Raw genomic sequence first — 26140 nt, forward strand, 5'->3', positions numbered from 1 at the left:
CTCGCATCCAATGTAAAAATTATGTAATCCTAAGATATTTTTACATAATTTTTACATTGAGTTCACACGAAATTCACAAAGGTGATTATAACATATTTTTTATTTACAAACTATGACAACCAGATGAAGATTATTGTCATATTAAACACAAGAATGCGCTTTCTTGTCGTTTTTTGTAATGTTCATTTGCTTTTTAAAAAATAACAAAAAAAAAGTGCGAAGAAAATATTCCCTTCGCACCTTTTCTAAATTATAAACTTTCCAGCCTTATCGCAACGCACGACGTGGTAATTTATCAATATTCTCTAACATGATACCTGTACCAACAGCAACACAGTGCATTGGGTTTTCAGCGATTAATACTGGTACTTTTAATTCTTCTGCTAGAAGCATGTCGATACCGTGTAATAATGCGCCACCACCTGTTAAGATAACACCGCGGTCAATGATATCCGCAGATAGTTCTGGCGGAGTACGTTCCAATACGCCTTTTGCAGCTTGTACAATGACAGCTGCATTTTCTTTTAATGCTTCTGTAATCTCTTCTGAACATACTGTAATTGTACGTGGTAAGCCCGTTACCATGTCACGTCCGCGAATTTCAAGTTCTTCACTACGTGCACCTGGGAATACTGTACCGACTTTAATTTTAATATCTTCTGATGTACGTTCCCCGATTAATAGCTTATACTTACGTTTAATATAATTTAAGATTTCCATATCAAACTTGTCGCCAGCCATTTTGATAGAGGAGGAGGTAACAATATCACCCATTGAAAGTACAGCGATATCTGTTGTACCTCCGCCAATATCAACAACCATATTTCCGCTCGGCTGGAAGATTTCCATACCAGCACCAACAGCAGCTACTTTTGGTTCTTCTTCTAGGAATACTGTTTTACCACCTGAACGTTCAGCAGCTTCACGAATTGCTTTTTGTTCTACAGATGTGATGTTTGTTGGACAACAAATTAAAATGCGAGGTTTTGAAAAGAAGCTCTTCACGTCCAATTTGTTAATGAAATACTTTAACATTGCTTCTGTAATTTCGAAATCTGCAATTACACCATCTTTAAGCGGACGAATCGCTATAATATTACCAGGTGTACGCCCTACCATACTTCTTGCATCTTCACCTACCGCTAATACTTTTCCAGTATTACGATCAATCGCTACAACAGACGGTTCGTTTAAAACGATCCCTTTACCCTTTACATGAATTAATACGTTAGCCGTGCCTAAGTCAATTCCGATATCTCTCGCAAACATTCCTGCTTCTTCCTCCTTGATATTCAAAATCAGGTTGTACCCGAATTCTATTACACCTAATTTCAGATTTTATCATAGTTTTAACGGAAACGTAATATTTGAAAAGATAATTCTTCTGAAAAATGTTCCGTTATTCTCAGGGGAATGTTTGCATATGATACTTTATTGTCGCACAGGCTTTTCTACATCTTCTTTTCTGTACTTCTGTTTCGTCGCTTCTCCGCCTCTTAAGTGACGAATCGACTTATGATAATCAAGAATTTCTTTCACTTCATTTGCGAGCTCTGCATTAATTTCTGGTAAACGTTCTGTCAAATCTTTATGGACTGTACTCTTTGATACCCCAAACTCCTTTGCGATTACACGCACTGTCTTTCTTGTCTCCACGATATACTTACCAATCTTGATAGTTCTCTCTTTGATGTAATCGTGCACACCACTCGCCTCCCTAAATTGGATGTGAGAAGTGTGAAATGAGACTCGCTGCATATGACTAAGAAGTAAATTCGGGTGCTGTTTGTAAGCGTTAAACATTCTGGATTTTATAATGAAATGATTCACGATTTCTCACCTCAAACACTCTCTTTGCATTGGTTTATAACATTGTATTGCTCGCACTACTGATATATGCTACAAGTTCGGTATTTTTGCGGACTAAGTTAAGAAAAATTACAATTTTGTGTAAGAAATACGTTAACAATGACAATTTTCACTTGATAAATTTCTATACAAAACAAAAAAATGACGCCTCTTGTCAAAGGCGTCATTCTTCACGATCACATTCTTCCTCTAATAATTGATGGCGGGGAACTTCTTTCTTACTCGCAATGTAATAATATAAAGTAAATAAAATGAACACTAAAATAAGAGCAATCGACAGCACAAATAAAAATGACATAGAATCCCCTCCTTTTCTTAATATATATTCGAGAATTCCGTCAAATTTCCTTGTTATTGCGATTTTCTTCCTTTAAACGAATTATTTTTATATAAAAATAAAAAAATCAACTCCCTAGTGAGAGCTGATTTTTTGTTTGACTATTCTTGTGTAGAAGAAGAGTCGCTAGATGATTCCGTAGAACCATTTGTTGATTTTTCCTCTTTTTTCCCTTTTTCGTCAGCTGAACCACTTGTTGATTTCTCTTCTTTTTGTGACTTTTCGTCAGTTTTGCCGCTTGTTGATTTTTCTTCTTTTTGCGACTTTTCATCAGTTTTGCCGCTTGTTGATTTTTCTTCTTTTTGCGACTTTTCGTCAGCTTTGCCGCTTGTTGATTTTTCTTCTTTTTGCGATTTTTCATCAGCTTTGCCGCTTGTTGATTTTTCTTCTTTTTGCGACTTTTCATCAGCAGAACCATTTGTTGCTTTCGCTGAACCTGCTTCTGCTTTTACGTCTGTCGCAAGTTTGTTTAGGTAACGCTCTGGATTTACAGCTACATTCTCTTTACGTACTTCAAAGTGTACATGAGAACCTGCTTCTTTATTCATTGCGCTTAGACCGGATTTTCCTAACACTTCACCTTGTGCAATTGTTGCACCTTTTTCTACTTTTACACTGCCTAAGCTTTGATAAGATGTTGTAAGACCATTTCCGTTATCAACTGTTACGACATAACCAAGAAGCGAATCTTTTTCCGCCTTTACTACTTTACCGCTTAAAGCAGCTGTAACATCGAATTCTTTCCCATTTTTCGCAGCAATATCGATGCCTTTATTAGGAGAATATGTGTTGTTATAAAAGACAAGTGCTTGTTCTTGCTCCTCCTCTGCTGCTCCATCCTCATAAAACTTCTTCTTCACAACAACATCTACATTCGTTGCAGCTGGCATTTTAACAACTTCTGAAAATTTTGTTACTGGTACTGCTGGATTTTCCGTTTGACCATACGGCGCACTTTGCTCTTTATTAGGTTCTTTCTTTGGATTTGCTGCCTGGAACCATAGAGCGACTGTCAAGATTACCGCTGCACATGCAATATAGATTGCCGGAAATACCCACCGTTTTTGAAATAAATGAACTACCTTTTGCGACTTTTTATTATTCCTTCCTCGCATTCTATCATCACCTCAGCAATCATTTTGAACAATATTCGTTTATCCTATACAAGCTATAACCAATTACTTTTCGACAAAATTTGTAAAAATATGTATAAGAATCACAAAATTTCCGAGGAAATGATAGAAAAAAGAAAAAACTGAGCGGATTGGCTCAGTTTTTTAGTCTAGTTGTTTCTTTTTGTAGACAATAAAACATGCAAGTAAAGAAATTACAAACCAAACGAGCACATTCAATAAATCTCCGCTAATGTTGCTAAACCCATTGCCCTTTACTACACTTTTAATTGCCTTATCAATATGAAATGTCGGAAAGTACCCAATCACTGTTTTTATTGCTTTATTTTCAACAAGTGGTTCAAATTGCACAGCTAAATAAAGAGTCATCAAAATCGGCATTCCGATCAGTGATGTTTGTGGTACAGATGAAGCAATTAGTCCAATCATTGTACCAATTATAATAAATAACATTGTTCCGCATAGAAATAGCAAACCGAGTAACGGAAGATTTCCATCTAGCTGATCTAGAATGAATAAGTTGGCGATGCAAATCACAATCGTAATACATGCGGTTAATATACTTTTTCCAATCAGTACTTCAGCTGAAGAGGCCGGTGATAACATTAATACACGTAATGTATGTTTCTCTTTCTCTTCTGCAATAACCATAGATTGAGCAAACCCTGCAACAAATAGAAACGTCATGAGTGTAATGGTCCCTAAACCTGCTCCACTCGCGTTACCAAACCGGCTAAATATGAAAGCAAATATAATTGGCATTGCCGCCATTAACAATACTTGTGAATTTGCTTTAAAATCCTGTACCTCTTTTCGAAAAATAGCTGATACACGTCTCATTGAAAACGTCATTATAATCCCCTCCCAGTTACTTCAATAAAGATATCCCCTAAAGTCGGTTCATGCGAATGAATTGATAAAAGCTCACCTTGTTTCATCCATTCCGAAATACGTTTTGCCCCTAATTCATCTTTTTGCACTGTTTCTTTTTTCTTATTTGTTAAAACCACTTCGATTTTGTCTTTCGCATATTGAAGCCTTAAGTTCTCCGGTGTATCAAGTGCTACAATTTCCCCGCCGCATAAGAATGCAATGCGGTCACAAAGCGTCTCTGCTTCATCCATGTTGTGGGTCGTTAAGAAAATAGTTGTTCCTTCTCTATTTAAGTCTTTTAAGATGTTATGAATGTTTTGGACATTTACTGGATCAAGTGCTGATGTTGGTTCATCCAAGAAGAGAATATCCGGTTTATGCAGGATTGCTCGTGCTAGCGTAACGCGCTGCTTCATCCCTTTTGATAATTTTTTAACTGGTGTTTTTTTAGCTTCTAATAAATTCACTTGGGATAGTACTTCATCGATTCGTCCTTTTGGACAATCATATAAGTCGCAAAATAATAGTAAGTTATCATAAATGCTAAGTCTTTCATATAAACCGCTGTTATCTGTCAAAATACCGATTTGTTTATAATCAATGCTGCCTGGTCCGGCAATATCCTTCCCTAGTACTCTCACTGTTCCAATACTATGAAGTAATTGAGAAGTTAAAATTTTCACCGTTGTTGTTTTTCCTGATCCACTCGGTCCAAGAAACCCGAATATTTCTCCTCGCTTCACTTCAATATTCACATTTCGAAGTGCTGTTTTCCCGTCAAAGGATTTCATTACATCCTTCATTTCAATTGCCAATGTCATTTCGTCATCCCCTTTGTTTTTCTTTTATAGTTGAAATTCGCTTCAGTGGCTTGTTTGCCGCCTCTGCTTTTTAGTTTCGCTGCTTGTGACTTAATCTTATGAAAAACAAAGGGATTACGCATTAAAACACCGATAAAAGGAGTATTTTCACCGGCGAATGAATCCTATTTTTAGCTTACTGGAGCATAATTACAGTCCAATTACACCTTTTAATTCATCCATTCGACCCTTCGAAAGTGGAATTGAGCTTTTTCGTTCATCATCCAAAATTAAGCTAAAGCTATTACGAGTCCAAGTGATTACTTCTCGTACACGCTGTAAGTTAACAAGGTAGGAACGATGACATCTGAAGAATCCGAAACCTTTTAATCTTTCTTCTAACTCACTTAATGTTAACGCGCATACAAAGTCTCCTTCGCGGACATGAATATGCGTTGTTCCATTTTGTGTTTCAATAAAATGAATTTCCATTGGATCAAGCAAAATGATTTTATCGCTCACTTTCGCTGGAATTCTCTCGAGCTTCATTTGCGGAATCATTTGAACGATGTTTTCTAGATCTATCTCTTCCTCTTCTTCCTGCTCGATTTCTACTTTTTTAACGCCATCTAGATTTAATATATACACATCTTCTGTTAAAGAAAGTGCATCCGACAAAAAGGATGATGTAATAAAGATGGCCTTCCCTTGTTCTTTCATCTTCATAATTGCTTTTCGAATGATAATTGTACTTTCTATATCTACATTTTGTTCGGGTTCTTCCAAAATAATTAAATCCGGATTATGAATCATGACCCGGCCAATATGAAGACGCCGTTTTTCAGAAAATGATAGTTTTTCGATTTTGATGTTCATTTTATCTAGTAAACCAACACACTGAATAACTTCTTCTATGCTAATATTCGAGTTATACAATCCGGATAAAAAGGCGAAGTATTCTCTCACTTTTAACCGATCGTATGCTTCATCTTTTAAAAAGCAAAAACCAATGCGTGAGTAGAATTGCTTTTGAATCGGTTTCCCTTCAAATAAAACACTTCCAGTCGATGCCTCTTCTTCACCGATTATAATGCGGTGTAAAATCTTCGCCGTATGATTGTTACATTGCAGCACAACACATTGCCCTTTTTTAATTTCAAGCTGAATCGCCTGCAATTGATTCGTCTTACCCAATTGTTTTAACTCCAATAACGCCATGGTTTCTCCTCCAGGTGAGTTTTTTACCTTATTATACCAAACAATTAATGGAAAATTATGATATTTATTCCGTAAATAAAAAGAAGCTAATTTAAATTAGCTTCTTTTTGTCGAAACGCTAATATATTCGAAAGCGAGTGAAACAAAACAATTATTACTGCTTCACCAAATAACTCTTCAGCTGATCACGAAGCGCTCTTTTCAAGAATTTCCCGACGGATGTTTTCGGAATTTCCTCAACAAATAAGATGTCGTCCGGCATCCACCATTTCGGGAATTGTTCTTCTAATAATGCATAAAGCTCTTCTTGTTCTACTGCTTGTCCTTCTTTTAAGACAACGCAGGCAATAGGTCGTTCTTGCCATTTTTCATGCGGAACAGCAACGACAGATGCCTCTAGCACTTTATCATGTGCCATTAAAGCGTTTTCTAAGTCCACGGAGGAAATCCATTCACCGCCGCTTTTAATTAAGTCTTTCGTACGGTCGGCAATTTTAATAAACCCTTCTGGATCAACAGTTACAATATCTCCTGTATGTAGCCAGCCATCCTTCATAGAATCTTCTGTGCGTTCATCTTTATAATAACTACCGGCAATCCATGGTCCGCGTAGGCAAAGCTCTCCCATTTCTTCACCGTCCCATTTGATTTCCCCATCTTGACCAATTACCTTCATTTCAAGTCCTGGGATTAAGTAACCTTGGCGGGAGCGTAACTCATAATATTCCTCTTTCGGTAAATCGTGCTGATATGATTTTGGACAGTTAATCACAACAGCTGGGCTTGTTTCAGTCATCCCATATATTTGCCTAAAAGCAATTCCATAGTTCTCCTCATACGTGCGAATCATACTTCCTGGCGCTGCTGATCCACCTGACCATATTGTACGAATACTACTAATATCATACGGGTGCTTTTCAAGCTCTTGTAACAGGCCAATCCAGATTGTTGGTACACCGGCAGCAATCGTCACCTTCTCACGTTCAATAAGCTGTGCCAAAATTTCCGGTGTAAAGTGTGGCCCTGGTAAGACGAGCTTTGTACCGAACCATGTACCTGCAAATGGAAGCCCCCATGCATTCACATGAAACATTGGAACAACAGGCATACAAGTATCTACTTCTGAAATGTTACCGCCGTCCACAAGGCCGAGTGTATAGCTATGGAGTGCGATGCTACGGTGTGTATATACAATGCCTTTCGGTTTTCCTGTCGTTGCGGAAGTGTAGCACATACCTGCAGGCTCTTTTTCATCTAAATCTGTTATAAATGGGAATGTTTCGTCGCCTTCTTCAAGTAGTTTGTCATAATGATATGCTGGTGATAGTGTTGTGTGAGGTAGTTCGTGATCATCTGTCATAATAATAAATGCTTTCACATGAGGAATTTCGTGTTGAATACTTTCGAGTACAGGAACCATATCTTCATCAACAAGAATGATTTTGTCTTCAGCATGGTTAATGATATAAGAAATGTGATCTGCAGAGAGACGTAAGTTAATCGTATGTAATACCGCTCCAAGTCCTGGGATCGCAAAGTATGCTTCCAAATGTCGGTGATGATTCCAAGCAATTGTTCCGACTTTATCTCCTTTATCAATTCCCATTTTGCTTAGGATACTAGCAAGCCGCCTTGTCCGCTTCGCAATCTCTCCGTATGTTAATGTTTGAATACGAGATGCAGTACGTGAGACGACTTCCTTTTTTGAAAAATATTTCTCAGCTCTCTCCATCATCGCTGGAATGAGGAGTGGTACATCCATCATCATGTTTCATGCCCCCTGTTATTATATTTATATTTAATCACTCAACTGTATTATAACACAAAGGAGCATAACGAAAGGAAGTGACATTTCTTTCATTTTCTACAAAAAATGACATCCTATTAAAGCTGTATTAAAACATCCATTCTACTTTATAGAACATATCCACAAGTAACATTTTACTATATGAATGATTTTTTCGACCTCTAATTCAGTATGCACAATTGCATTTCAAAACGTATTGATATAATTATAAACGCTTACTATAATGAAGACATCAAGATTTAAAACATCTTAATATTCGAACTAAGAGGAGGATTAATATTATGGAAATCGCAATGGCTGTATTAAAATTTATTGGTAGCATAATCCCATTAGTACAAGACCTTTTAAAATCAGTAATGTAAACTTATTATCCTGCAATTATCTTTAATTACTATCATACAAATGATCTATAAATCAAAGAATATTTGATTTACAGATCATTTGTGTGATCCAAATTCACGGAAGAAAAAGCGTACGAAAGGCACAAAAAGACACTTCTTCTTTCTCATCTTATTCATTTATAAATAATGACCTTCTTGATGTTTTAACAGATACACATGGAAAAGCAAAAGATTCCTGCTCATTATATAAAAATGTATAGATTTTAAGAAATAACACGCTCCTCTTTCAATAAGGACAAAAAGCCCATCTATTATGATGGACTTCGTATTACTTCTCAATTAATTTTTCGCCATTAACTTTCCTTCATACTCATTCATCGTTTTAATTTCGATCCCTTTATAATAATGAGTAACAATATCTGTATACCCTTTTCCCTCTTTCGCCATTCCATTGGCACCATACTGACTCATGCCAACGCCATGACCATATCCTTTCGTTGTGACGACAATGTTATTTCCTTCTTGTTTCCACGTAAAGTCCGAAGAACGTAAATCTAACTTTTCTCGTACTTCTTTTCCTGTTAATGTCTTCCCTTGAAATTCTACATCCTTTACACGCTTTCCTTTTGTACGCTCTTTAATATTGCCGACTTTCCCGCTTTCCAGTATCTTTACACCAAGACGCTTTTGAAAATCAGCTACGGTAAAAATTTGCTCACTCGCAAATTTCGGAGAAACTTGGTCCCAAGGACTGTCTACGCTTTTCAAATACGGTAAGTCCTTGCCAAAATAGTCTGCAGCATTTTCTGTATAACCATTGCTTGTTGAGAAGAAGGACGCTGTAATGGGACTACCGTCATACGTTAAAACTTGTCCGGCTGTTTTAGACACAGCTTCCTCAATCTTCTTCAAGTTTTTCTCATAGTCTTTGCCCCATGTCTTCTTTAATTCTTCTTTACTTTTGTACACTTGATCTCCCACCGTATCGGTCACATCCGCGTTATTTTTCTTACTTCCGCTTAGCATACGCTGTACAATAAATGTCCTTGCCGCCAATGCCTGTGCTTTTAATGCCTCCATTTCAAAGCTAGCATTCATCTCAGAGGCTACTACACCTGTCACATATTCTTCCATCGGCACTGTTTCTACTTTCTTTTGTGCATTACGATACACAGTCACTTTGACAGCGGTATCTACCTGTTTAGGAGCTGGCACACTTTGCATGGCTGGAGGATTTTTTGGCGGCTGACTTGTCTTTTCTTTCGTAAATGGAATGACAAGCACGGTCGGTACAATAATGACGAGCGCTACTAAGAGCGCCATTGTAATGAAAAGTGGCTTTGAAATTTTCATCTTTTTCCCCCGCTATGAAATTAGACTCATTTCATTCTTATGGAGCATGGCGAGTTTTTAGAACATACCGGGAGAAACTTCTTCTATTAAGAGGCTTCTTCATTAAACAAATGAATTTTCTAAATATTTTTAACGAGACGTGCATAAGTTGGGCTTTTCTTGACTATAACTGTAATGAATACTCCCCCACTTAACTTCGTTTGAAGTAGGGGTACTCTTTCGATAAAATCTGATAGAAAAAAATCGCCCCTATGTCAAAAGACATAGAGACGATCTTAATTAAGCGTGAAGGTCAGAAATTTGTTGTTCTTTCACTTCTTCTACTTTTTCGTTTACACGTTCAATTGTTGCACCTAATGCAGCTAACTTCTTATGGAAGTTTACATATCCACGATCAAGGTGTTTTAATTCTGTTACACGAGTGTAACCCTCTGATACTAAACCAGCTAGAATTAATGCCGCTGCTGCACGTAAGTCAGTTGCTGACACTTCTGCACCTTGCAAGTTGTTAGGTCCGTTCATAATAACAGAGCGACCTTCAATTTTAATATCAGCATTCATACGACGGAACTCTTCCACATGCATGAAGCGGTTTTCAAATACCGTTTCTGTAATCATGCTTGTTCCATCAGCATGTAATAATAATGCCATCATTTGTGATTGCATGTCTGTTGGGAAACCTGGATGAGGCATTGTTTTAATGTCAACAGCTTTTAATTTATCTGGGCCGATAACACGTACACCTTCATTTTCCTCAATAACCTTAACACCCATCTCTTCCATTTTCGCTGTAACTGAACGTAAATGTTCTGGTACAGCATTTTCAATTAAGATGTCTCCACCAGTAATTGCTGCTGCAACCATAAATGTTCCCGCTTCAATACGGTCAGGAATAATAGAATGATTTGCACCATATAATTTATCTACACCTTCAATACGAATCGTTCCAGTTCCAGCTCCGCGCACTTTCGCTCCCATTGCATTTAAGAAGTTAGCTAAGTCAACGATTTCTGGTTCTTTCGCTGCGTTTTCAAGGATTGTTGTCCCTTTTGCTAATGTAGCAGCAGACATAATGTTTTCTGTTGCACCTACGCTTGGGAAGTCTAAGTAAATTTTCGCGCCTTCTAATTGTCCATCTACATAAGCTTCAACAAATCCATTACCAACTTTTACTTTTGCTCCCATTGCTTCGAAGCCTTTTAAATGTTGGTCAATTGGACGTGAACCAATTGCACATCCACCAGGAAGTGCAATACGAGCACGACCATTACGTGCTAATAATGGCCCCATTACTTGAACTGATGCACGCATTTTACGTACATATTCAAATGGCGCTTCAATATTTAATTCCTTTGAAGCATCGATTGTTACTTGATTATTTTCAAATACGACTTCAGCATTTAAATGACGTAATACCTCATTAATTGTGTATACATCAGACAAAACTGGTACTTCAGATAGTACATTCTTTCCATCACTCGCTAATAGGGCTGCAGCGATTATAGGTAATACAGCATTTTTCGCGCCCTCAACACGCACTGTGCCGTTCAACCGCTTTCCGCCACGGACGATGATTTTTTCCAATTTATTCCCCTCCGTGTCCTTTTTTCAATATCTATTCAATACTCAGAAGTTATGATCGGTGTGCCAACCACAATTGTATCTTTGTTGTCTGTAGAACGTATTGCTATTTGCACATTGATTTTCTCTCTATTTGTTGAAAGAGCGTCATTCCACTTTTTATTATATGCCGAGACTGACACAAATGCTCTTTCTTCTATCTTTTCGATCGCTCTTGCTGAAAGATCTTTCAAAACCTGATTGGTTTTATTTTGCAAAACACCTTCAATCTTATCATTCAGTGCACCTTGAACACAAGTGTAAATTGTGGGTTTTGTACTAAAAATTTTATCCATTTTTCGAATATTTTCAGGGTCCCATCTTGACCCACTCACTTCAAAGATAATGAAAGTGTTTTCTTTAGTATTTTCCTTACTCCACGTTACTACTATTCGTTCTTCATGAGAAGAGAACTTTTTGTATGCTGTTGCTTTATATCCGTCATGGGATGGTTCTAATTCCCATTTTTGAATATTCGCTTTTTCTTTCACTTCATTTAACAACTTTTGAAACGTATGTATGTTAGAAATGGTTTTGGTTTCTCGTGCTAACCATGACCACCGCTCTACCTCTGCTCCATTTTTTTCAAGAGCTGCGATCATACTCTCCATCTTCTCTTCGTCACTTACGGGTTTTATCTGTTTATACCCGACCAAGAATACGACAATACTTACGACAACAATAAGAATTGTTTTCAAGTTTTTCAAGGTTCATCCCCTCCTATCCCCATTGTTAACGGAGATATGAGGTTCTATACAATTACTTTACTAAATACGTCAAACTCTTCGAATACCCTAAATAATCAAGAAAGAAGTTGCTGACAGATGTACCGATTGCAATCGTAACAAGAATAAGCAAAATCCTCGTCTGCATTACCTTTCCAGATTTCATCAGGCGTTCGATATGGATACCTTGTAAGGCCCACCATGTAATGGTAATAAACAATAAATGCGAAACAATCGCAATCAGTGCTTGTTGCCCTAAAAGCTGCGCCAAAAAAATCGACTCCTTTTGTTTGGCTTGCCATCACTTAGGATGCAAAACGATCCCATACAAATGGAAACCACACTTTTTCACGCTCAAATAGGTAGTATAAAGTTTTCTCTCCGAAATTGCTAGAGAAGAACTACCTATTAGAATTTACTTTACCTACGCATCACATTCGTGAAAGATAAAAGCTTCTTGCTCCACAATAAAAAGCGTAGAGCGGTAACTCTACACTTTTTATTGTCACTATTGTACCACGTTCCCCGTAAAGAAGAAATCTTTCATGAGTGGAAAATATTCATAAAAGAAATTGTAGCCAATCGTCGGTAGAATCCCGAGTAATACAATCGCAATTGCACAAAAACTAATGACGACCTTCAAATTGATCGGTAGGTTTACCTGCTTTTCTTCACTGCTCTTTCGAAAGAACATTTGCTGCAAAATACGGAAGTAATATACAAATGAGATAACCGTTGTGCCCATCATGACTGATGCTAGTACGTAATGAGCTGGACTAGCTGTAAAGGCGCTTAAGAAAATATTAATCTTTCCGATAAAGCCAGCTGTTCCTGGAATTCCTGCCAAAGACAGAATAAAAATAGTCATCGCTACAGAAACAAGCGGAGAACGTTTGTATAAACCTGCAAAAATTGTTAAATTTTCCTTTCCACTTTGTAAGATTAATCCATGGATGACTGCAAAAGCTCCTATATTCATTAACACGTATGCCAACATATAAAACCACATACTATCCATTGTAAATGGCGATAACGCTACAAGTGGAACAAGTAAATATCCAGCATGCGCTATGCCAGAATAGGCAAATAGACGTTTTACATTGTATTGCTTTAGCGCCACGATATTACCGATAATCATTGTAATAATGGCGAGCGCGGCGATATATACGCTCATATTACCGAATATGGATTGCTCACTTCCATGAACCGGTATGCCGCCGAATACCATGAGAAACAATCTTATCATCATAATAAAGCCGGCAATTTTAGAGATTGTCCCAAGGAAAGCTGTAACAGGTGCTGCCGCCCCTTCATATACATCCGGTGCCCACATATAAAACGGTACTGTCGCAATTTTAAAGGATAACCCAACAAACAGAAGCAAGAAAGCAAGCGATAGCAAAAGTCCAATGCTTCCATCTACACCTTGCATGAGAACTTCCTGCATACCCAGAATATTAGTCGATCCCGTAATACCATATAAATAGCTCATTCCAAAGAGAGTGATAGCCGTGGCAATTCCGCCATTAATGACATATTTCATTGCTGCTTCATTCGAAGCACGATTTTTCTTTCGAATCCCTACTAAAATGTACGAAGACAATGACAACAACTCTAGACCAATAAAGAGCGTAATAAAATCAACGCTAGATGCCATGAACATCGCCCCGAGAACTGCCATTAAAAATAAGTAATAGTATTCTCCCTTATCTTGAATCGGCTCTTTTTTATCATCACTCATCGCCACAAACAAGATGAGAATCGCTCCAATTAATAGTAATGTTTTAAAACTTTTTGAAAACCCATCTAGTACAAACGAACCACTTAAAATGTCTCCAGCCGGTTCACTATACAATGTAATTAACGCTATTAGTGATAGCACCGCTGATACAATTGCTCCAATCCCTAAATACTTACGATCAAACTTTAGAAATAAATCAAAAAGCGAGAGAAGGATGGCCGCCCCAAGAATGATGAATTCCGGCACCATTAAATGCCAAGATAAACCAAGTAATGTATTCATATCCATCCTATCTCACCCCCAATATTTTCACAGTGTATTGCAGCGGCGTTCCTAACAGTTCTGGCATAACACCAATTGCGATAATACAAGTGAGTAATAACACAAGCGGAATGTATTCCCAACCGCGAACATCCGGCCGCGCTTCCAATTCCTTCTTTCCAAATGTCACTTGAAGCGTAGCCCTTAAGACATATACCGCTGTTAAAATAATGCCAATCGCACCAATTGCTGCGATTACCTGCTTCCCCTGAAATAATCCGAGGAACGCAAGAAACTCACCAACAAACCCAGACATTCCTGGGAGGCCAAGCGAAGCCATACTTCCTGCTAATAAAAAACCACTTAGCACCGGAACTTGTTTTGCGAGTCCACCAAGCTTCGTAATATCAGAAGTGTCAAAGCGCCGTTCAATCATACCGAGCAAGCAAAATAGTAACGCTGCAATTAAACCGTGAGATATAACTTGAAATAGCGCTCCCTTCATGCCAGCTGCATTCAGTGCCCCAATCCCCATTAATACAATTCCCATATGTGAAATACTGGAGTAGGCAAGTACCTTTCGAAAATCGGTTTGAATCATCGCTAGAAAAGCACCGTACAGCAAGTTGATTACTCCTAAAATCGCTATAAGCGTCGCAAAGTCATGAAACTGCTCCGGGAATAGCCCTTTCCCAAAACGAATGATACCGTATGCTCCGATCTTGAGCAGAACACCCGCGTGGAGCATCACCACTGCAGGATGGGCTTCTACATGCACATTCACCATCCAGCGATGCAAAGGAAAGACCGGCAGTTTAATGGCAAAGGCAATCATAAGTGCAATAAATAAACCGAGCTGCAATGAATTTGAAATATCGCCTAGGAGCGTCGTTTCCGCTCCAGTCAAAATATCTTTTAACTCTGTAATATTTGTTGTACCTGTTTTTGCAAAGAGGATAGAGAAAACAATGAGTAAAATTGCTGATCCAATTCCGTTATAAATCAAATAACTATAGGAAGCTTTTTCACTGTTCAATTTCCCCCACTTTCCGATAAGCAAAAACATCGGTGGTAGTGTGAGTTCAAAGAAGACAAAGAAGAGAAGTAAATTTTCGGCTGCAAAGACACCAAGCATCCCAATTTCAAGTGTTAGTAAGAGCATGTAAAAACCTTTTATATTTTTTTGAATGGAAAAGGCAGCTATTGCCGCAAGCGTTGCTAAAAGCGCTGTAAGTATCATCATCACAAGCGAAAAACCATCGATACCAAGTTCATAGTAAATAGAAAACAACTTTTCATCTACTTGCGAAAAGCTTCCAAATTGAATCCATTTCACCTTTTCGGCAAAAATCGTTAAGCTCTTTCCGGAAGCGTATGTACTAGCTAAAACAATCGCGATGCCAAGCGGAAGAATTGTTCCGAACAAACCGAGGCCTCGCATTGCACGCACTTCCGTTTTCGGCGTTAATGTAAGTAAGAGAATCCCTAGAAGCGGAGAAAAGATAAAAAACGATAATAATAATGCATTCATTGCCAATACCCCCCTGTATATAACAGAATGACAACTAATGCCGCTAAAGAAACAGCCGTAACGGTTCCGTATACTTGTACGTTTCCATTTTGAAGTTTAGAACCCACGTTGCTCGTTCCTTTCACAATACGCCCAATTAACTGAGCGATCCCTTCCACAATATATACTTCACATAAGCGAAGCACATAAGCGATTCCTTTAACGAGCGGGAGCACAGTTACGTTATATATTTCATCTACATAATATTTTTCCTTTAAGAGACTATATAGCGTGGTTTCTTTTCCGCCAGCCCAGTCTCGAGAGATGGATCGTTTCCCATAGATGAGATATGCCAAGAGAATGCCAGCAAGCGAAACGAGTGTCGCAACAATCATAATCCACACCGGGCCATGGCTTTGCTCTACTTGAAACGGAACATCCTTTGTAAGCCAGTCACCAAGGAATGTTCCAAACCATGGCGTATTGATGTAACCTGCCAAAACTGCGAGAACACCAAGGACAATCATTGGAAATGTCATAACGCGCGGAGATTCACGCACATCTTCTTTCTTCGCCTCTCCTGTAAAGACAAGAAAGTATAACCGAAACATGTAAAACGCCGTTAGGAAGGCCGCCAGAACCGCAAGGACAAATAACACATAATTGCCGTGCACCCACGTCGCTACCAAAATTTCATCCTTACTAAAAAAACCTGAGAGGAGCGGGACACCACTAATTGCTAGCGTGCCGATTAAGAAGAGTAGCCCCGTCACTTTCATTTTTTTCTGTAATCCGCCCATTTCATTAATGTTTTGCGTATGCACCGCATGAATCACGCTTCCTGCCGCTAAAAAAAGTAGCGCTTTAAAGAAAGCATGTGTCGTTAAATGAAAGACCCCGGCCACATACCCTGCCGAGCCAAGCGCGAGCATCATATAGCCCAGCTGGCTGACTGTTGAATATGCGAGGACTCTTTTTATATCCGTTTGTACGAGGCCGATGGACGCGGCAAAGATTGCGGTAAAGGCACCGACAACCGCGACTGTTTGCATCGCTACAGGACTTGCAGAAAATAGCGGAAACATCGTTGCCACTAAGTACACACCTGCCGCGACCATCGTCGCCGCGTGAATGAGTGCTGATACCGGTGTTGGTCCTTCCATCGCATCCGGAAGCCACGTATGAAGCGGAAACTGACCTGATTTCCCCATGGCACCGATAAAAATTAAAATTGCCGTAAGCGTAATCATGGTAGGTGATACGTCTCCCATTTTCATTGCTTTAAAGATAGCGTCGTACTCAAAACTACCAGCTTGCCAGAAAAGTAAAATCATCCCGATAAATAAGCCTACATCCCCAATACGCGTCATAATAAACGCCTTCTTCGCCGCCAACTTTGCTTCTTCTTTAAAGAAATAGAACCCAATTAATAAAAACGAGCCAAGTCCAACTAATTCCCAAAATATATAGAGCTGCAATAAATTCGTCGAGATGACAAGCCCAAGCATCGCAAATGTAAAGAGCCCTAAATATGCATAAAAGATAGGTAACCTCTCATTATCATGCATATACCCTTTCGAATACACATGCACGAGGAAGCTAACGAGCGTTACAATAAAAAGCATCAAAGCATTTAATGCGTTAATCTCAAAGCCAAACGAAAGATCCACATCACCAATTCGGAGCCATAACCACTGATGTTTTACTGTTTCTGATGAAAATCGTTCTATTAATACAGTCGCCGCACCCACAAAGGAAAGAAATGTGAGAAAGATACCAAGCCAGCTGCTTCCTTCTCTCAATTTCCCCCCAAATATAATGAGCAAAAAAAACGAGGCAAGCGGGAAAAGCGGTATGAGCCATGCATAATCGATCATTGTTTCCTTCCCCCTTTTTGGTCACAATTAACCTTTAAGCGAATCCATTTCATCTACGTTAACGGTTGCATGCTTACGATATAACGCAATTAATATCGCAAGTCCGACTGCTGCTTCCGCTGCCGCAACGGACATCGTAAACAGTGAAAAAATTTGTCCTGTTAAGTTCGGAAAAAAGCCTAATTTACTAAAAGCGACTAGGTTTAAGTTCGCCGCATTTAACATCAGTTCAATACAAATTAAGACAATGACCGTATTCCGCTTTGTTAAAGCCCCGAATAAGCCGATGCAAAACAGAATAATAGCAAGAGCTAAGTAGGCGGCAACTGGAACACTACTCATTGGAATCCCCCTCTTTCTCATCCTTCTTCGCAAGTACAATTGCCCCAACAAGCGCAACAAGCAAAATAACCGACGTTAATTCAAATGGAATAACATATTTCGAATACAAAAGTGTACCAATTTGAAGTGTATTTTGTTCATGAAGCGGTAAACTTCCTTGTACATTTCGATTTGTAAAATCTATATTATTAACAGCAAAGTACATTACCGCGCCAAACGCTACTACTGCGAGGAAGATAAGCAACTTACGAAAACTAAAACTAGATTCACTTTCAGCGTCATGCTTCGTTAGCATAATACCGAAAATCATAATAATCGTAATTGCTCCGGAATAAATTAAAATTTGTGTGACCCCAACAAACTCCGCTGATAATAGAAAATACAATCCCGCAATGCTAAGAAACGTAAACACAAGGGCGAGCATCATATGCATGACTTTCGTTAAGTTCAGCATAAGGATACCACCGATAATCGCCGTTAAGGACAATATAAAAAACGCTACCAACTCGCCGCTCATGCTTTATTCTCCTTTCTGACGTTCTCATCATTTTCATCGAGCCACTGCAAATTTTTAAACAAATCATCACGCGAATACTCCGCTAACTCGAAATTGTTTGTCATAACAATGGCCTCAGTTGGGCAAACCTCTGTACATAAATCGCAAAGAATACAAATTTCAAAGTTAATATCATACGTATCAATGATTTTCCCTTTTTTCGTAGGGTCTGGATGCTTCTTCCCTGTTAGTTGAATACAATCAGTTGGACAAATGTTAGAACATTGGTTACAAACAATGCATTTTTCTGGATAGAATTTTTGAATCCCTCGGAAGCGATCTGGTAGTGGTAATGGTTGATTGGGATAATCGTACGTTACTTTTTTCTTACTTAAGTTGCTAAGCGTATATTTTAAACCTTTAAATAGCCCTTTCATATCTTACTGGCACCCCCCTCATAGATTAGAAGAATAACTCCTTAATCAATGCCGTTAAGAAAATATTTGCAAGTGCGATTGGCAATAATACTTTCCAGCCAAACTCCATCAATTGATCACCCCTGATACGCGGAAACGTAACGCGGAACCAAATAAGCAAGAAAACTACCGCGCTAAACTTTAAAGCAAACCATACAGCACCAGGAATAAAACCAAGAAACGGAATTGGCTGCCATCCTCCTAAAAACAGCACCGTTATAAGCGAAGCCATTCCAAAGAAGTACACGTACTCAGAGAGCATAAAGAATGCCCAGCGAAACCCTGAATACTCGGTATGATATCCAGAGACAAGTTCTGATTCCGCCTCTGGTAAGTCAAACGGTGTCCGGTTGAGCTCTGCAACTGCTGCAATTAAGAAAATCACAAAACCGATCGGCTGCGCAAAAATGTACCAAACTTTCTCCTGCCCCGCTACGATTTCATTTAAATTGAGACTGCCAGCTAATAAGACAACGCCAATTACGCTCATTACAAGCGGAATCTCATAGGAAATCATCTGCGCCGCCGCACGCATCCCGCCTAAAAGTGAATATTTATTGTTTGATGCCCACCCTCCGGTCACAACACCAATCGTTGTAATCCCTGATACAGCAATATAGTAAAGAAGCCCTACTCCGATATCTGCAAACTGAAATTTATCTGTAAACGGAATGACTGCAAGCACCATAAAAGCTGGTGCGAATGCAATAACAGGTGCCAATATAAACAGCGGCTTATCTGCAGCTTTCGGAATGCTATCTTCTTTTAATAAAAGCTTTAAAACATCAGCAACTGTTTGCAGTAAACCAAATCTGCCGCCGACCTGATTCGGTCCTATCCGTCCTTGCATAAATCCCATTACTTTTCGCTCTGCTAAAATCCCATATGTAACAAATCCAAGGACGGCAAATAATAAAAGCACCGCTAATCCGAAAAAAATGACAAAATTCGTCCAACTTGCCGATGACTCTAAGAGGCGCTCTATCATCACCCATCAACCTCCCCAAGTACAATATCAACGCCGCCTAAAATGGTAATTAAGTTCGCGATATTTTCACCCTTCAAAAGCTTCGGTAAAATTTGGAGGTTATAGAAAGATGGCCTGCGGAACTTTAAGCGATACGGCTCTTTCTTCCCTTCGCTAGCAATATAACAGCCTATCTCTCCGCGCGGCGACTCAATGCGGACAAATGCCTCGCCCTTTGGCACCTTAATAATTTTCGGCACCTTCGCCAACACCGGCCCTTCTGACGGGAATTGCCGGGCCGCCTGCTCAATAATTTTGAGGGATTCCTCAATTTCCTCCATCCGGCAAACGTAACGATCCCAAGCATCCCCCACGTTTCCTACCGGAACATCAAAATCAAAACGGTCATAAATAGAGTACGGTTCATCCTTGCGAAGATCCCACTTTACACCTGTGCATCGTAAATTCGCTCCGCTAAGTGAATAAGAAAGTGCATCTTCCGCGCTATATATTCCAACGCCCTTCACACGATTTAAGAAAATTTCATTTCCGCTCACAAGATCGTGATAACCCTTCAATTGCTCTCTCATATACGGAACAAACTCGCGAACTTTTTCAATCCAGCCATCTGGGGCATCCCACTTTACACCGCCTACCCTCATATAATTGAACGTTAACCGTGCACCACAGAGCTCATTTAAGAGATTAATAATCATCTCTCGCTCCCGGAATGCATATAGAAACGGGCTAACCGCTCCAATATCAAGAAGATTCGTTCCCCACCAAACGAGATGGCTCGCAACGCGACCAAGCTCCATCGCAAGTACTCGCAAATATTCGGCCCGCTCTGGAATCTCAAGCCCCATCATTGTCTCAACAGCGTGACAGATCACATAGTTATTCGTCATCGCCGATAAATAGTCCATTCGATCTGTATAAGGGATAATTTGTGTATACTGCAAGCTCTCTGCGATTTTCTCTGTTCCGCGGTGTAAATAACCAATAACAGGTGTAGCTTCCTTTATAATTTCCCCATCAATTTTAATAACAAGCCTAAATACACCGTGTGTACTCGGGTGCTGCGGCCCTACATTTAAAAGCATTTCTTCTGTACGGATCATATTGCTACACCTCCACATCGAGTGGTTCATAATCTTTTCGAAGCGGATGACCAGCCCAATCTTCTGGCATTAAAATACGCGTTAAATTCGGATGTCCTTCAAACGTAACACCAAGCAAGTCATATGCTTCTCGCTCTGGCCAGTCTGCCCCGCTCCATAGCGGCGCAATCGATGCTACTCGCGGCGACTCCCTGTCCATCTTCACCTTCACTGCGACAGATTGTTTCTTTCCATATGAAAATAAGTGAACATACACTTCCATATGTGTAACAAAATCAGTAGCATGTAACTCCGACATATAATCAAAGGCAAGTCCTTCATGGCCTCGCAATAATTCCATTACTTCGTAGTACCTTTCCAGCTTAACAACAAGTGTTGGTACATCCTTTGAAAGTTTATTAATATAATAATCTTCTAATGAATTTTCATCCATTTTCTCCTTAATAATCTCTACATAAGCATCCAGATATGGCTGATTCGGAGATGGTTCCTCTTGCTTCATCTCTTCTTCTTTCTTGCCCACAGCGCCTTTTCCCTTAGCAGCAGCGGCTGCCTTTGCTTTTGCCGCTGCAATCGCCTTTGCCTTTTCATCATTAGACGTTGTTCCTTCCTTGGATACCTTCTGTTCCGCTAGCGCTGCCGCTTTTGCTTTTGCTGCTGCTACCGCCTTTGCCTTCGCTTTTGCCTTTTCTTCTTCTGATGGGGATTCATTTTCTTTTGCTTTCCGCTTCGCTAACGCCGCTGCCTTTGCTTTTGCTGCTGCGGCTGCTTTCGCCTTCGCTTTTGCCTTTTCTTCTTCTGATGGGGATTCATTTTCTTTTGCTTTCTGCTTCGCTAACGCTGCTGCCTTTGCTTTTGCTGCTGCGGCTGCTTTCGCCTTCGCTTTTGCCTTTTCTTCTTCTGATGGGGATTCATTTTCTTTTGCTTTCTGCTTCGCTAACGCTGCTGCCTTTGTTTTTGCTGCTGCGGCTGCTTTCGCCTTTTCTTCTTCTGATGGAGATTCATTTTCTTTTGCTTTCTGCTTCGCTAACGCTGCTGCCTTTGCTTTTGCTGCTGCGGCTGCTTTCGCCTTTTCTTCTGATGGGGATTCATTTTCTTTTGCTTTCTGCTTCGCTAACGCTGCCTCTACGGCATGGTGTTTTGCTTCCTCTATACTAATCTCACCATCTTTTGGTAGCGCTTTCTCTTTTTCTTCTTGTACCCCATTAGACATTTCCATCTCATGCTTAGCAGCAAGCCGTTTCCGCGCTTCTTCTTTCGCATGTCTTGCAGCCTCTTTTTTCATATCCTCTATCTCTTTATTTGAATCGCTCATCTATTCGTCACCTGCTTTCCAGTCTTTGCTTCGTAACGAATCTTCTCTTTCAATTTATTAATCCCATAAATTAAAGCCGCCGGGTTCGGGGGACAGCCTGGAATGTACACATCTACTGGTACGATTTGGTCCACTCCTTTCACAACAGCATACGAGTTCACATATGGACCACCAGCTGTTGCACAGGACCCCATTGCAATAACCCATTTTGGTTCCGGCATTTGGTCGTATAAACGACGCACAATTGGCGCCATTTTCTTTGTTACTGTTCCTGAAACAATCATGACATCTGATTGCCTCGGCGATGTTCGAAAAAATGATCCAAATCGATCTAAATCATAATGTGATGAGCCAACTCCCATCATTTCAATCGCACAGCATGCAAGTCCAAATGTCATCGGCCATAAAGAATTGCTCCTTGCCCATCCCTTTACTTGCTCTAATGTCGTAAAGAAAATATTTCGCTCTAATTCCGCCCGTTCTTGTGGATGTAATTCTTCGAAATTTATAGCCATTGTAACACCTTCTTTTTCCAAGCATATGCCAAACCAACAAGCAACATAATGACAAAGATCAGCATTTCAACAAGCGCAAACAAACCAAGCTTGTCATATGCGACAGCCCACGGATATAAAAATACAGTTTCCACATCAAAAATTACAAACAATAACGCAAAAATATAATAACGAGCATGAAAACGAACATTTGCATCATGATAAGGTTCAATTCCGCTTTCATACGTCGTTCCCTTTGCTGCGCTTGGTTTATGTGGGCGCAGCAGCTTTCCTAATGTAAGAGCCACTACTGGTAGCAATATGCCCAATAGTAAAAAGATGCCAACAATCATATAACTATTTTCATATACATTCGCCACCCTGAAACCCTCCCCCTTAAATTCGGAACAAGTTCACTTAGTAAACAATATGTCTCATCTGCATCATTTATTATTTTTAAATTTTTCTAAATAATGAGATTATTGTCATTATAACAAACTTCAAATTCCCATGTCGATATATTGGGGAAAAGAAACGTTATTGAAACTTATACTATTAAAAATTTCTACAAGAAAAATGATTGTTATCATAAAAAAAGAAGTACATATTCGTACCTCTTTTCTCTATGTATTCGTATTATGATTCACCCTTTGATATCTTTTGATAAAAATGAGCTGTTGTTGTACTAAAGTATGGAGAAAGCCAAAGAAATCCAAGTCCAAAAGGAATAAATGCTAATATTGCCCAACCGATAAAGCTAAGCCATAAAAGAAATAAATCCATTTTATGTCCCTTCATGATTTTTTTACTTTCCTTCATCGCTTGTAAAGCACCATATTCCGGATGATCGATCATCACATAATATGTCATTGCATATGAAAAATAGGCAATAATAATAGCAACGAATGAAATAAATAATAGAACCAACAGGGCAATAACTAACCCTTCGCCAGAACCTCTTCCACTTTCTTCCAAGAAACCCATAATAAATAGTAAAACGAGTGGAATCCACATTCCAGAATATAAACAGATTAAGAGCATTGCCTTTATCGTATTCATCATTCTTTTAAAACCACGAAACCCCTCAAATAAAGCATCTATTGTAGCCCCTTGTCTTCTGCTAATCTTTAACGACACGTTCGTGTAGCCATATGCTGTGATTCCATATATCCCAAGGTTAACAATTACCATTAAAAAATAATAAAGACAGAAAACAGCAATAAACCCCATCGTCATTGTTTCTTCTTCCAATAAATTGATTGAATCACCAAATGACGCCAGTACAATTCCAAAAGGAATCATAACAATAAAGACTGCAATTGCTGATATAACATAACTTAAAATAACATATAAAAGTGTTGAACCTACACCAAGCCCCCATTTCCCTTTTAATGATTGTAAAGCTTCTCGTTTCATGTCACCAATCACTTTCTCATCTCCTTCTCCAATCCAAATTGGACCACCCACATACTTCACTCTATAAGCAGAATAATTATACCAGTTTTGGAAATAATTTTGGATCATATCATTTTAAAAAATACAGTACAATATAATCCTTTTTATTTCAATAACACTTTGACAAAATAAAAAATCCGTAAAGGAATGAACCTTTACGGATTTTTTTATTTCATATCAGAAACATTCAAACGGTTAACCGCACGTTTTAGTGCAAGTTCTGCACGCTTGAAGTCAACATGTACTTGTTTATCTTGCATACGTTGCTCAGCACGACGCTTCGCTTCGTTTGCACGATGAATATCGATATGGTTTGCTTCTTCAGCAGATGGTGCTAATACTGTCACTTTATCTGGACGAACTTCGATAAAGCCACCACTTACCGCTACATAATCAGTGTGACCGCCATTTTTCAAACGAACCGCACTAATTTTTAGCGGTGCAACAGTAGGAATGTGACCTGGTAAGATCCCCATTTCCCCACTTTCTGCTTTCACGCTTACCATTTCTACTTCTTTTTCGTAAACCGGTCCATCAGGAGTTACAATACTGACTGGAAATGTCTTCATAATTCGTCCCTCCTAAGGCCTTACGCCATCATTTTCTTCGCATTTTCAATAACTTCTTCAATGCCACCAACTAAGCGGAATGCATCTTCTGGAAGGTCATCATATTTTCCTTCTAGAATTTCTTTGAAACCACGAACTGTTTCTTTTACAGGTACATAAGATCCTTTTTGACCTGTAAATTGCTCCGCTACGTGGAAGTTCTGTGATAAGAAGAACTGAACACGACGAGCACGATGTACAACTAATTTATCTTCTTCAGATAACTCGTCCATACCTAAGATAGCGATGATATCTTGAAGCTCTTTATAACGTTGTAGAGTTTGCTGAATTTGACGAGCAACTGAATAATGCTCTTCTCCTACGATTTCCGGAGAAAGCGCACGAGATGTAGATGCCAATGGATCTACCGCTGGGTAAATACCCATTTGTGTTAAACGACGCTCTAAGTTTGTTGTTGCATCTAAGTGAGCGAACGTTGTAGCTGGTGCTGGGTCAGTGTAGTCATCGGCTGGTACATATACCGCTTGGATAGACGTGATGGACCCTTTATTTGTAGATGTAATACGTTCTTGTAATTGACCCATTTCAGTTGCAAGTGTTGGTTGGTAACCTACCGCAGATGGCATACGACCAAGAAGGGCAGATACTTCAGAACCCGCTTGCGTGAAACGGAAGATGTTATCGATGAACAATAGTACGTCTTGTCCTTGCTCATCACGGAAATGTTCAGCCATTGTTAAACCTGTTAATGCAACACGTTGACGTGCACCAGGTGGCTCGTTCATTTGTCCGAATACCATCGCTGTTTTCTTAATTACGCCAGAATCGCTCATTTCATGGTATAAGTCGTTACCTTCACGAGTACGCTCACCTACACCAGCGAATACAGAGATACCACCGTGCTCTTGTGCGATGTTGTTAATTAACTCCTGGATTAATACTGTTTTACCTACACCGGCACCACCAAATAGACCGATTTTACCACCTTTAATGTATGGAGCAAGTAAGTCTACTACTTTAATACCAGTTTCAAGAATTTCTACTTTTGTAGATAGCTCTTCGAATGCAGGTGCTTGACGGTGAATTGGATCACGGCGTACATCCGCTGCAACTTCACCATCCAAGTCAATTGCATCACCTAATACGTTAAATACACGACCAAGTGTTGCATCACCAACTGGAACAGAAATTGGTTTACCAGTATCCTCTACTTCTGTGCCACGAACAAGTCCATCTGTAGAAGACATTGCAACCGTACGAACTGTGTCATCACCTAAGTGAAGTGCAACTTCTAAAGTTAAGTTAACTTCATCTTTTTTAATTCTAAGGGCATTGTAGATTTCAGGTAGCTTTCCGCCGTCAAACTTAACGTCTACAACCGGACCCATGATTTGCGTAACGCGCCCTTTGTTCATCGGGTTCCCTCCTAGCTTTCTCTAA

At 39.3% G+C, this 26140-nt stretch carries 26 protein-coding genes; all 26 read right to left on the reverse strand.

Annotated elements, in window-relative coordinates:
* Window positions 1–267: 267 nt before the first annotated feature.
* The 26 genes from QRY57_RS25925 to atpD all read right to left on the reverse strand — a co-directional run bounded on the left by QRY57_RS25925 (window position 268) and on the right by atpD (window position 26115).
* Window positions 268–1269 (reverse strand): rod shape-determining protein, encoded by a 1002-nt coding sequence (locus tag QRY57_RS25925; protein WP_026591886.1) that lies wholly within the window; start codon window positions 1267–1269, stop codon window positions 268–270.
* 162 nt (window positions 1270–1431) lie between these two features.
* Entirely contained in the window at window positions 1432–1704 is a 273-nt protein-coding gene (gene spoIIID, locus QRY57_RS25930; RefSeq protein WP_000544009.1) for a sporulation transcriptional regulator SpoIIID, read from the reverse strand.
* A gap of 328 nt (window positions 1705–2032) precedes the next feature.
* A complete protein-coding gene (locus tag QRY57_RS25935) occupies window positions 2033–2167 on the reverse strand; it encodes a hypothetical protein (RefSeq protein ID WP_026591884.1) in 135 nt (44 codons plus the stop codon).
* Between the two features lie 140 nt (window positions 2168–2307).
* Entirely contained in the window at window positions 2308–3321 is a 1014-nt protein-coding gene (gene spoIIQ / locus QRY57_RS25940) for a stage II sporulation protein SpoIIQ (RefSeq protein ID WP_286016482.1), read from the reverse strand.
* A 162-nt stretch (window positions 3322–3483) separates the two neighbouring features.
* Window positions 3484–4191: an ABC transporter permease gene (locus QRY57_RS25945; protein ID WP_286016483.1), complete on the reverse strand. Its 708-nt coding sequence runs from the start codon at window positions 4189–4191 to the stop codon at window positions 3484–3486.
* Window positions 4191–5033 (reverse strand): ABC transporter ATP-binding protein, encoded by an 843-nt coding sequence (locus QRY57_RS25950; protein WP_286016484.1) that lies wholly within the window; start codon window positions 5031–5033, stop codon window positions 4191–4193. The genes QRY57_RS25945 and QRY57_RS25950 overlap by 1 nt, the downstream gene beginning before the upstream one ends.
* A 189-nt stretch (window positions 5034–5222) precedes the next feature.
* Entirely contained in the window at window positions 5223–6230 is a 1008-nt protein-coding gene (locus QRY57_RS25955; protein ID WP_286016485.1) for a LytTR family transcriptional regulator DNA-binding domain-containing protein, read from the reverse strand.
* 154 nt (window positions 6231–6384) lie between these two features.
* Window positions 6385–7998, reverse strand: coding sequence for a long-chain fatty acid--CoA ligase (locus QRY57_RS25960; protein ID WP_286016486.1), 1614 nt, complete (start codon window positions 7996–7998; stop codon window positions 6385–6387).
* A 719-nt stretch (window positions 7999–8717) separates the two neighbouring features.
* On the reverse strand, window positions 8718–9731 hold the full coding sequence (gene spoIID / locus QRY57_RS25965; protein WP_286016487.1) for a stage II sporulation protein D: 1014 nt from the start codon (window positions 9729–9731) through the stop codon (window positions 8718–8720).
* A 279-nt stretch (window positions 9732–10010) separates the two neighbouring features.
* Window positions 10011–11315: a UDP-N-acetylglucosamine 1-carboxyvinyltransferase gene (murA, locus tag QRY57_RS25970; protein WP_286016488.1), complete on the reverse strand. Its 1305-nt coding sequence runs from the start codon at window positions 11313–11315 to the stop codon at window positions 10011–10013.
* 35 nt (window positions 11316–11350) lie between these two features.
* Complete coding sequence (locus QRY57_RS25975) at window positions 11351–12058, reverse strand: YwmB family TATA-box binding protein (protein ID WP_286016489.1); 708 nt, start codon at window positions 12056–12058, stop codon at window positions 11351–11353.
* 52 nt (window positions 12059–12110) lie between these two features.
* Window positions 12111–12347, reverse strand: a complete 237-nt coding sequence (locus QRY57_RS25980; protein ID WP_026591875.1) for a DUF1146 family protein — start codon at window positions 12345–12347, stop codon at window positions 12111–12113.
* A gap of 237 nt (window positions 12348–12584) precedes the next feature.
* Window positions 12585–14099: an NADH-quinone oxidoreductase subunit NuoN gene (gene nuoN / locus QRY57_RS25985; RefSeq protein ID WP_286017937.1), complete on the reverse strand. Its 1515-nt coding sequence runs from the start codon at window positions 14097–14099 to the stop codon at window positions 12585–12587.
* A gap of 7 nt (window positions 14100–14106) precedes the next feature.
* On the reverse strand, window positions 14107–15609 hold the full coding sequence (locus QRY57_RS25990; RefSeq protein ID WP_286016490.1) for an NADH-quinone oxidoreductase subunit M: 1503 nt from the start codon (window positions 15607–15609) through the stop codon (window positions 14107–14109).
* Window positions 15606–17465, reverse strand: coding sequence for an NADH-quinone oxidoreductase subunit L (gene nuoL / locus QRY57_RS25995; RefSeq protein WP_286016491.1), 1860 nt, complete (start codon window positions 17463–17465; stop codon window positions 15606–15608). Before nuoL ends, QRY57_RS25990 begins: the two co-directional genes overlap by 4 nt.
* Before the next feature lie 27 nt (window positions 17466–17492).
* Window positions 17493–17807 carry an NADH-quinone oxidoreductase subunit NuoK gene (gene nuoK / locus QRY57_RS26000; RefSeq protein WP_026591871.1) on the reverse strand — a complete coding sequence of 105 codons (315 nt, stop codon included), beginning with the start codon at window positions 17805–17807 and terminating at the stop codon, window positions 17493–17495.
* Window positions 17800–18324: an NADH-quinone oxidoreductase subunit J gene (locus QRY57_RS26005; RefSeq protein WP_090695558.1), complete on the reverse strand. Its 525-nt coding sequence runs from the start codon at window positions 18322–18324 to the stop codon at window positions 17800–17802. Before QRY57_RS26005 ends, nuoK begins: the two co-directional genes overlap by 8 nt.
* Window positions 18321–18740 (reverse strand): NADH-quinone oxidoreductase subunit NuoI, encoded by a 420-nt coding sequence (gene nuoI / locus QRY57_RS26010; RefSeq protein ID WP_000677191.1) that lies wholly within the window; start codon window positions 18738–18740, stop codon window positions 18321–18323. The genes QRY57_RS26005 and nuoI overlap by 4 nt, the downstream gene beginning before the upstream one ends.
* A gap of 25 nt (window positions 18741–18765) precedes the next feature.
* Entirely contained in the window at window positions 18766–19767 is a 1002-nt protein-coding gene (gene nuoH, locus QRY57_RS26015) for an NADH-quinone oxidoreductase subunit NuoH (protein ID WP_286016492.1), read from the reverse strand.
* Window positions 19767–20867 carry an NADH-quinone oxidoreductase subunit NuoD gene (gene nuoD / locus QRY57_RS26020; RefSeq protein WP_208016612.1) on the reverse strand — a complete coding sequence of 367 codons (1101 nt, stop codon included), beginning with the start codon at window positions 20865–20867 and terminating at the stop codon, window positions 19767–19769. The genes nuoH and nuoD overlap by 1 nt, the downstream gene beginning before the upstream one ends.
* A 4-nt stretch (window positions 20868–20871) precedes the next feature.
* Window positions 20872–22182, reverse strand: coding sequence for an NADH-quinone oxidoreductase subunit C (locus tag QRY57_RS26025; protein WP_286016493.1), 1311 nt, complete (start codon window positions 22180–22182; stop codon window positions 20872–20874).
* On the reverse strand, window positions 22179–22697 hold the full coding sequence (gene nuoB, locus QRY57_RS26030) for an NADH-quinone oxidoreductase subunit NuoB (RefSeq protein ID WP_017153544.1): 519 nt from the start codon (window positions 22695–22697) through the stop codon (window positions 22179–22181). The genes QRY57_RS26025 and nuoB overlap by 4 nt, the downstream gene beginning before the upstream one ends.
* A complete protein-coding gene (locus QRY57_RS26035) occupies window positions 22688–23056 on the reverse strand; it encodes an NADH-quinone oxidoreductase subunit A (RefSeq protein ID WP_208016614.1) in 369 nt (122 codons plus the stop codon). Before QRY57_RS26035 ends, nuoB begins: the two co-directional genes overlap by 10 nt.
* 256 nt (window positions 23057–23312) lie before the next feature.
* Window positions 23313–24104: a DUF975 family protein gene (locus tag QRY57_RS26040; RefSeq protein WP_432804098.1), complete on the reverse strand. Its 792-nt coding sequence runs from the start codon at window positions 24102–24104 to the stop codon at window positions 23313–23315.
* A 194-nt stretch (window positions 24105–24298) separates the two neighbouring features.
* Window positions 24299–24700 carry a F0F1 ATP synthase subunit epsilon gene (gene atpC, locus QRY57_RS26045; RefSeq protein WP_026591864.1) on the reverse strand — a complete coding sequence of 134 codons (402 nt, stop codon included), beginning with the start codon at window positions 24698–24700 and terminating at the stop codon, window positions 24299–24301.
* Window positions 24701–24720: 20 nt separating this feature from the next.
* Entirely contained in the window at window positions 24721–26115 is a 1395-nt protein-coding gene (atpD, locus tag QRY57_RS26050; protein ID WP_026591863.1) for a F0F1 ATP synthase subunit beta, read from the reverse strand.
* Window positions 26116–26140: the final 25 nt, after the last annotated feature.

Source organism: Bacillus arachidis (assembly GCF_030285945.1).
In the GTDB taxonomy this organism is placed as follows: domain Bacteria; phylum Bacillota; class Bacilli; order Bacillales; family Bacillaceae_G; genus Bacillus_A; species Bacillus_A arachidis.

Coding starts and splice junctions, on each gene's coding strand:
- QRY57_RS25925 (WP_026591886.1), bottom strand. CDS start 1,269: ATGTTTGCGAGAGATATCGGAATTGACTTAGGCACGGCTAACGTATTA.
- QRY57_RS25935 (WP_026591884.1), bottom strand. CDS start 2,167: ATGTCATTTTTATTTGTGCTGTCGATTGCTCTTATTTTAGTGTTCATT.
- spoIIQ (WP_286016482.1), bottom strand. CDS start 3,321: ATGCGAGGAAGGAATAATAAAAAGTCGCAAAAGGTAGTTCATTTATTT.
- QRY57_RS25945 (WP_286016483.1), bottom strand. CDS start 4,191: ATGACGTTTTCAATGAGACGTGTATCAGCTATTTTTCGAAAAGAGGTA.
- QRY57_RS25950 (WP_286016484.1), bottom strand. CDS start 5,033: ATGACATTGGCAATTGAAATGAAGGATGTAATGAAATCCTTTGACGGG.
- QRY57_RS25955 (WP_286016485.1), bottom strand. CDS start 6,230: ATGGCGTTATTGGAGTTAAAACAATTGGGTAAGACGAATCAATTGCAG.
- QRY57_RS25960 (WP_286016486.1), bottom strand. CDS start 7,998: ATGATGATGGATGTACCACTCCTCATTCCAGCGATGATGGAGAGAGCT.
- spoIID (WP_286016487.1), bottom strand. CDS start 9,731: ATGAAAATTTCAAAGCCACTTTTCATTACAATGGCGCTCTTAGTAGCG.
- nuoN (WP_286017937.1), bottom strand. CDS start 14,099: ATGAATACATTACTTGGTTTATCTTGGCATTTAATGGTGCCGGAATTC.
- QRY57_RS25990 (WP_286016490.1), bottom strand. CDS start 15,609: ATGAATGCATTATTATTATCGTTTTTTATCTTTTCTCCGCTTCTAGGG.
- nuoL (WP_286016491.1), bottom strand. CDS start 17,465: ATGATCGATTATGCATGGCTCATACCGCTTTTCCCGCTTGCCTCGTTT.
- nuoK (WP_026591871.1), bottom strand. CDS start 17,807: ATGAGTAGTGTTCCAGTTGCCGCCTACTTAGCTCTTGCTATTATTCTG.
- QRY57_RS26005 (WP_090695558.1), bottom strand. CDS start 18,324: ATGAGCGGCGAGTTGGTAGCGTTTTTTATATTGTCCTTAACGGCGATT.
- nuoI (WP_000677191.1), bottom strand. CDS start 18,740: ATGAAAGGGCTATTTAAAGGTTTAAAATATACGCTTAGCAACTTAAGT.
- nuoH (WP_286016492.1), bottom strand. CDS start 19,767: ATGATAGAGCGCCTCTTAGAGTCATCGGCAAGTTGGACGAATTTTGTC.
- nuoD (WP_208016612.1), bottom strand. CDS start 20,867: ATGATCCGTACAGAAGAAATGCTTTTAAATGTAGGGCCGCAGCACCCG.
- QRY57_RS26025 (WP_286016493.1), bottom strand. CDS start 22,182: ATGAGCGATTCAAATAAAGAGATAGAGGATATGAAAAAAGAGGCTGCA.
- nuoB (WP_017153544.1), bottom strand. CDS start 22,697: ATGGCTATAAATTTCGAAGAATTACATCCACAAGAACGGGCGGAATTA.
- atpC (WP_026591864.1), bottom strand. CDS start 24,700: ATGAAGACATTTCCAGTCAGTATTGTAACTCCTGATGGACCGGTTTAC.
- atpD (WP_026591863.1), bottom strand. CDS start 26,115: ATGAACAAAGGGCGCGTTACGCAAATCATGGGTCCGGTTGTAGACGTT.